Genomic DNA, 504 nt, shown 5'->3' with positions numbered 1-504 from the left:
GCGGTCGTCTGGCCCGTCTTCCTGTTCGTGGCCGTCGAAATCCTGGCCCGCGTGGCCTGGCCCGACGGCCGCACCTGGAAATGGCTGCGCTGGGGCGGTTTGCTCCCGGTCGCCGCTGTCGCCGCACTGGTGTCGTACCGGCACCTGTCCGGCCTCCTCGACCACTACGGCGAGGAAAACATCGTGTGTGTCCTCGGCCCGCTCGCTGTTGACGGGCTGATGGTGATGGCCACCGGCGCCCTGCTGGCGACCAGCCACCACCTGCACACCCAACCCCTGCCCACCGTGGCCGACGCCTCCGGCGTTGCGGCCCTTAGCCGGCCCTCGGGCTCTGTCGACACCGACATGCCCCCTGTGGCCTCTGCGCCTTCGGCGCTGACTGCTCCGGCACTGCCGCCGCAGTCTTTGCGACCTGACCGGTCGTCGGTTTCCCCGACTCCGGCAGTCGCCGCCGTTCAACGGCCGATGGTCTCGACCACCCAGGTCGCCACGGCTACCGGCCGC

The 504-nt window shown here is 70.8% G+C and carries 1 pseudogene; it reads left to right on the top strand.

Annotation, left to right across the window (positions count from 1 at the left end):
* Positions 1–504, top strand: a pseudogene (locus ADL15_RS54240) (hypothetical protein); the annotation flags it as partial.

The organism is Actinoplanes awajinensis subsp. mycoplanecinus (assembly GCF_001509495.1).
GTDB classification, from domain to species: domain Bacteria; phylum Actinomycetota; class Actinomycetes; order Mycobacteriales; family Micromonosporaceae; genus Actinoplanes; species Actinoplanes palleronii.
The sequence above is the reverse complement of the archived record's forward strand: the minus strand, read 5'-3'. Positions and strand labels throughout refer to the sequence as shown.